The following is a 6,256-nucleotide window of genomic DNA, read 5'->3' as shown; positions in this document are numbered from 1 at the left end:
GAAAAATTGACCATTCACTTGCGAAGCAAAATTAACCATTGACATAAATAGTGAATAGTGAATTGTCAATAGTGAATTTTTAAATAACAGCGAAAAATTGACCATTCACTTGCGAAGCAAAATTGACCATTGACATAAATAGTGAATAGTGAATAGTCAATTATGAATTTTTAACTAACAGTGAAAAATTGACCATTCACTTGCGAAGCAAAATTGACTATTAACATAAAATAATAAGGTGAAAAGTTCCGGCTTTTCACTTTTTTTAATCATAAAAATTATGAAATTACTAAAAGCAACAGAAAAAGACATTCCCCTTATTCAGGATCTGGCGAGAAGGTCCTGGGAAAATGCTTATGCAGAAATTCTTTCCGGTGAACAGATGGAATATATGCTTTCAGAGATGTATTCCGAAGCTGAAATCGGGAGTCATCTCCGGAATGCGGATTATCATTATTATATGATTCAGGATGAAAACACGGGTTCTTATGAAGGTTTCATCGGGTATCAGCATCATTATGAAGAGGGAACTACAAAACTTCATCGTATTTATCTGGTTCCCGAAAGCAAGGGAAAAGGTTTTGGAAAAGAGGCACTGCAGTTTCTGAACGGTAAAGTAGCTGAAAACGGAGACCGAAGAATTATTCTGAATGTCAATAAAAATAATGCTGCCCGGAACTTTTATGAGTCGCAGGGATACACTGTTTACGATGAAGGAATCTTTGATATAGGGCGTGGTTATGTGATGGATGACTATCTTATGGAATTCGTAATTCACATATAGTTGACTTAAAATTGTGTAACATTTAATTTTAATTCTATAACGTGTGATGTTTGTTTTTGGTTCATCTTTGTATCAGAACCAAATCACTTTCAATAATACATTCATATGCTTGGTTTTGAGCTACAGTAGCTTTTTATCAGTATATTTTTTTCATCCTTAGTGTTTAAATTCCTGTATTCATAATGCAGGAGTTTTTTGTTTTTATATATTATGTTAAAAATATTTAGTACTATTTCACTTTTAAATGAAATAAATTATTATATTTACTTCGAAATTTGACACACTTATACAGGATGAAAATGTATGTAAAATTTGATTTCAACGCTCTTTGTAAGAAAGTGTTGGATGAGAAGCTAAAGGAGCACGGGCTGAAATACCGCCTGCTGAACTTCGGCGAAGTGGAATTCTATGAACCCATTACCCAGGAGCAGCATAATCTTTTTAAGAAGAACCTTAAAGATTACGGCATAGAGATTATTGAAAGCCAAAAAACGGCTTTAGTACAGAAAATAAAAGATGCCATCGTAGAACTTGTTTTTTCTGAAAATGCAGTTCCGGTAAAAGCTTCTATTTATATTGCTGAGAAACTGAACCACAGTTACGGATATCTTTCCAATCTTTTTTCGGAGGTTGCCTTTACATCCATTGAAAATTTCATCATCCTGCAGAAAATTGAGTACGCAAAGGAACTGATCTTAAATAATAAACAAAGCCTTACGGAAATTGCTCATAAACTGAATTATTCTAGTGTGGCCCATTTGAGTACGCAGTTTAAAAATACAACCGGGATTACTCCCTCCCAGTTTCAGAAGATTATTACAAAAAGGAGAAAGCTTCAAAGCATGGTTATAAATTCTAAAATGCTGTATGATTAAAGAATATTTGAATGTAATAGCAGCAGATGATGACGAGGGCAATATAATATTCTTTAAAAATATTTTCAAAGGTTTAAAGATAGGCGTAAAGTCCCAGTGTTTCTCAAACGGTGAGGATCTTATGAAATATCTGAATAGCTACGGAGCGATTGTTCCGGAAATAGTTTTCATCAAATACGATATTCCTGGAAAAAATTTCATGGAATGTCTGGAAGAAATCAAAGCAGATCCGAAATTCAGCAACATGGCTATTGCGGTGTACACTGAGGAGCTTTCGGAAGCTGAGATAGAGGAGATCTTTGTGAGCGGAGCGAATATTTTTATGAGAAAACCAGAGACCTATGACGGCTTGAAAAAAGCACTGACAGAAATTATTACCATCAACTGGCAGTATCATACCTCGGGACTCAATAAAGATAATTTTATTATGAAAGTATGATGGATAAAGACTTTAAAGGTTTTTAATTATGAAATCAAGGTTTGTATTTAAAGCATACTATTCACAGATAGGTGAAAATTGTATAACTAATAATTAAAATCATATAAGGAGTAATCCATGCAATATCAGCAATTTTGTAACTGTAAACATTGCAACACAAATTAGCTATATAAAAAAGCAGTGGATGGTAGAGAATAGATTATTTCATTTAGAAATAAATATATAAATCACAATGTTAGTTTTAACAAAATGAATTATGTTCATTTCCAACTATAAAGCATAGAAGATCTTTAAACAAAACGGTACAATCATGAAAACTTAAGAAAGTTGAAGGGTATTTATTCGTTTCATTCCCACTTCCTTCAACCTGAACAGTTAGTTTTTATAATAAGCAAGTTGGAAAAATAATTCATTTTGTTTTTTTAATTTATTTTAATAGTCTGAGCTGAAAAAATTCAAGTAGTATATAAATATTTTCACACCAAATCACAAGATATTAGTTCTTGCTATTAAAATAAATTTTTTAAACAGACCAAAAGTAATTTCTTCTAAATAACAGTTTTATAAGGGGGCCGCGGAAAGATTTCTTTTCGCGGTTTTTTTATGAAATTTTACTCCACTTATTTTTTCCTTTGTAGTACCTCAGGTAGTAGTTTTTGATGATCAGGTTGTCCGGATTGGCCAGATGCGGATCTGCTTCCAGTATTTTGTCAACCGTATTTTTTGTGGTTTTGATAATAGCGGAATCATTCACCAGATCCAGTCTTTTGAAATCTACAACGCCGCTTTGCTGGGTTCCCAGAATATCTCCGGGACCTCTTAACTGCATGTCTACCTCAGAAATTTTAAAGCCATCATTCGTTTCTGTCATCGTCTTGATACGGGTTCTGCTCTCCTTAGATAATTTATCGGAAGTCATCAGAATACAATAGCTTTGTTCTGCACCTCTCCCCACACGGCCCCGCAGCTGATGAAGTTGGGAAAGCCCAAATCTTTCCGAACTTTCAATCACCATTACGGAAGCATTCGGAACATTTACACCGACTTCAATAACGGTAGTCGCGACCATAATCTCCGCTTTTCCCGATGCGAAATAATTCATCGCAGCATCTTTTTCAGCAGGTTTCATTTTTCCGTGAAGCATGGTGGTATTGTAGTCGGAAAATGCAGTCATGACATGGTCCAGACCTTCCATCAGGTTTTTATAATCCAAGGTTTCAGATTCTTCAATCAAAGGATATACGAAATAAACCTGTCTTCCTTTTTTAATCTCATCCCGGCAGAAATTATACACATAATCTCTGTCTTTTTCACGTCGGTGAGCCGTGATAATCGGTTTTCGTCCTACCGGCATTTCATCGATCACGGAGACATCCAGATCAGAATAAAAGCTCATCGCCAGTGTTCTGGGAATAGGAGTTGCCGTCATCACCAGAATATGTGGTGGAATTTTATTTTTAGCCCATAATTTCGCTCTTTGTGCCACACCAAATCTGTGCTGCTCATCAATGATGGCCAGTCCAAGGTTTTTAAATTTCACTTTATCTTCGAGAACGGCGTGCGTTCCTACCAATATAGAAAGAGTACCGTTTTCAAGTTCTTCGTGAATGATCTTTCTTTCTGAAGTTTTGGTGGAACCTGTCAGAAGACGAATGTTAATATCCGTAGCTTCCAAAAGATCTTTGATGCCGTTGTAATGCTGCTGCGTCAGAATTTCAGTCGGAGCCATCATACAGCTCTGAAAACCGTTGTCCATAGCGATTAACATGGTAAGTAAGGCAACCATTGTTTTTCCGGATCCTACATCACCCTGCAGAAGCCTGTTCATCTGAATAGGTCTTTTCATATCCAGACGGATTTCCTTTAAAACCCTTTTCTGAGCATTGGTAAGATCGAAAGGAATATGATGATTGTAAAAATTATTAAAATGATCTCCCACAATTGGAAACGGATTTCCGGGTGAATGGGTTTTATGATGAATCTTTTTCAGGGCATATCCCAGCTGAAAAAAGAAGGATTCTTCAAATTTTAGTCTGTTATCAGCTTTTTCATAATGCTCCATATCTTTTGGGAAATGGATGTTTAAATACGTATGCTGTCTGGATAAAAATTTAAATGCTTTCGTCAGATAATCAGGAAAGTTTTCTTCAACAAGATTGGGAATCTCTTTGCAGATGTTCCTTAAAACCACCTGGAAAAATCTTTGATTCAAGCCTCTTTTAGTAAGTTTTTCCGAACTTGGATAAATGGGTTTCAACCGATTATCACCCTCTTTTTTTTCCTCCACTTCTATTTCAGGATGCGGCATTGAAAACTGGCGGTTGAAAACATTGATCTTTCCGAAAATATACACCTCACGGTTGATCGGTAATTGTTCTTTCAGCCATTTTGAATACTGGAACCATACCAGATCCATTGTCCCCGTATCATCATTGAATTTTGCCGAAAGTCTTTTCGTTTTTCCTGTTTGAACCTCCTGCACCTGCGTGATTCTCCCTTTAAGCTGTATTTCAATACTGCTCTCTTCGAGTTGAGAAATTTTAAATACCTTACTTTTATCCAGATAGCGGATAGGGTAGAAGTTCAGAAGGTCGTCAACGGTGGAAAGCCCCAACACACTTTTGATGAGTTTGGCTCTGTCAGGACCAATTCCTTTGACGTATTCTATGGATGTGCTAAGTTCCAGATGATCATTTTACAAACGCGAATATCGTTAAAACTTAGTATAAATAAAAACCTCTCAAAAAAAATTAAGAGGTTTTTTGTCGGAATAATGGCTTTTTCACAAGAATATTATTCCAGAAAAGCAGCGATTTTTAGTTTTATAGCCATGCATAATTCCCCTTCTAGAATATATTTGTTGACCTTGAAATTACATCCTACACTAGGTGTATTTCCATTTGCAGGCAGTCCACCGGGATTAAATCCGCCGCAATTACAGCCTGTCAATTGATTTTGATCACCGAATTTTACAATAGAACAGTCATTGGGACAGCCTATTATATTAATGCAGGTAACAACATGCCCCGGACCAGGCACAAAGAAATAATCGGGAGAACTTCCGGTATTGCCTAACGGTAGAAATAGGGTAGCTCTCTCCATAGAAGTGTTAACTGCTACAATCCCTAAATAATAAGTGTTGATATTGGATTTTGCAATTTTAATGTCTTGTACCGTAATATTTGGATTGAATCCTGTTACGGCTTCCTGTACTGCTGTTTGAAGCGCTTTTTTGGGAATGTAAAAGTCCATGCTACCATCCAGATATTTGGCAATGGGAACTTCTGTCAGCTGATTTTTTGATAATTTCATAGCAGTTGGGCTGCTCACAGAGGAAACGGTTTCTACTTTTTGTGCGGTTGAAAATTGATACATGCAAATCAACAGAATCAATTTCAGAATGTTTAGATTTTTCATGATGTCTTTGTTTTTGGTTAAATAAATTCGAAGAGTATTCCTTAACTCCTAAACAAAGGTTAGCATTTATCAAAACAATACTTACAGGGTTTTTATTGAATTTACAGGGTGAAAACACCCTATTTGGAAAGAAAAGAAAAAAGGCTTCCAGATAATTCTGAAAGCCTTATTATTTAAAAACCTTTGAGGTTTAAAGCCTATTCTTTTATTTTTGACTTAAATTTTTTCTGATAATCTTCCCACTGCTCTCTGGAACGGATCTTTTTGAAGAGATCTTTAGAGATGAATTCCAGATAAGGCTCAAGTTCTTTTGCGGATAATTCTCCCTGAAGAATGGTGATCGGTCCGCCTTTTTCATCCAGAAACACGGTACTTGGTACAGCGCCTACGTTCATATATTGGGTAAATTCATGAAGAGAATTTTTTCCTTTTTTATGTTCCGTATTATCATTGGCAAATGTTCTTCCAAAAACATCAATAGATTGTTTTTCTTCAGCATTAAACTTCACAGGATAGTAATTTTCATTGATGATCTGGGCAATCACAGCGTGGCCATATGTTTTTTTGTCCATTATCTTGCATGGGCCGCACCAGTCTGCATAAAAATCGATCAGGATTTTTTTTGGATTTTCTTTCTGAGCTTTTAAAGCTTCCTCAATAGTCATCCATTTTACCTGAGCAAAAGTGAAACTTACTAAAAATAGAAGAATTATGCTGATAATTTTTTTCATAATTTGATAT

Annotated in this window: 6 protein-coding genes; 3 read left to right on the top strand and 3 right to left on the bottom strand. The window is 35.5% G+C overall.

The features are described from left to right. Window positions 1–280 precede the first annotated feature (280 nt). The 3 genes from N0B48_RS05215 (at window position 281) to N0B48_RS05205 (ending at window position 2,098) form a co-directional block, all read left to right on the top strand. Window positions 281–784, top strand: a complete 504-nt coding sequence (locus tag N0B48_RS05215; protein WP_259837240.1) for a GNAT family N-acetyltransferase — start codon at window positions 281–283, stop codon at window positions 782–784. A gap of 293 nt (window positions 785–1,077) precedes the next feature. After that, complete coding sequence (locus tag N0B48_RS05210; RefSeq protein ID WP_223606894.1) at window positions 1,078–1,659, top strand: helix-turn-helix domain-containing protein; 582 nt, start codon at window positions 1,078–1,080, stop codon at window positions 1,657–1,659. Further along, entirely contained in the window at window positions 1,652–2,098 is a 447-nt protein-coding gene (locus tag N0B48_RS05205) for a response regulator (RefSeq protein WP_259837239.1), read from the top strand. Before N0B48_RS05210 ends, N0B48_RS05205 begins: the two co-directional genes overlap by 8 nt. Before the next feature lie 601 nt (window positions 2,099–2,699). On the opposite strand, the gene recG is transcribed toward N0B48_RS05205, so the two are convergent. The 3 genes from recG to N0B48_RS05190 form a co-directional block, all read right to left on the bottom strand. After that, window positions 2,700–4,784 carry an ATP-dependent DNA helicase RecG gene (gene recG, locus N0B48_RS05200; protein WP_259837556.1) on the bottom strand — a complete coding sequence of 695 codons (2,085 nt, stop codon included), beginning with the start codon at window positions 4,782–4,784 and terminating at the stop codon, window positions 2,700–2,702. Between the two features lie 107 nt (window positions 4,785–4,891). Then, complete coding sequence (locus N0B48_RS05195; protein ID WP_259837238.1) at window positions 4,892–5,515, bottom strand: hypothetical protein; 624 nt, start codon at window positions 5,513–5,515, stop codon at window positions 4,892–4,894. A gap of 197 nt (window positions 5,516–5,712) precedes the next feature. Continuing rightward, window positions 5,713–6,246 carry a thioredoxin family protein gene (locus tag N0B48_RS05190; protein ID WP_259837237.1) on the bottom strand — a complete coding sequence of 178 codons (534 nt, stop codon included), beginning with the start codon at window positions 6,244–6,246 and terminating at the stop codon, window positions 5,713–5,715. Between the last annotated feature and the right edge of the window lie 10 nt (window positions 6,247–6,256).

Origin of the sequence: Chryseobacterium herbae, from assembly GCF_025154075.1 — a bacterium.
Taxonomy (GTDB): Bacteria; Bacteroidota; Bacteroidia; order Flavobacteriales; family Weeksellaceae; genus Chryseobacterium; species Chryseobacterium herbae.
Note: the sequence above shows the minus strand (reverse complement) of the source record. Positions and strands in the feature narration are given on the sequence as shown.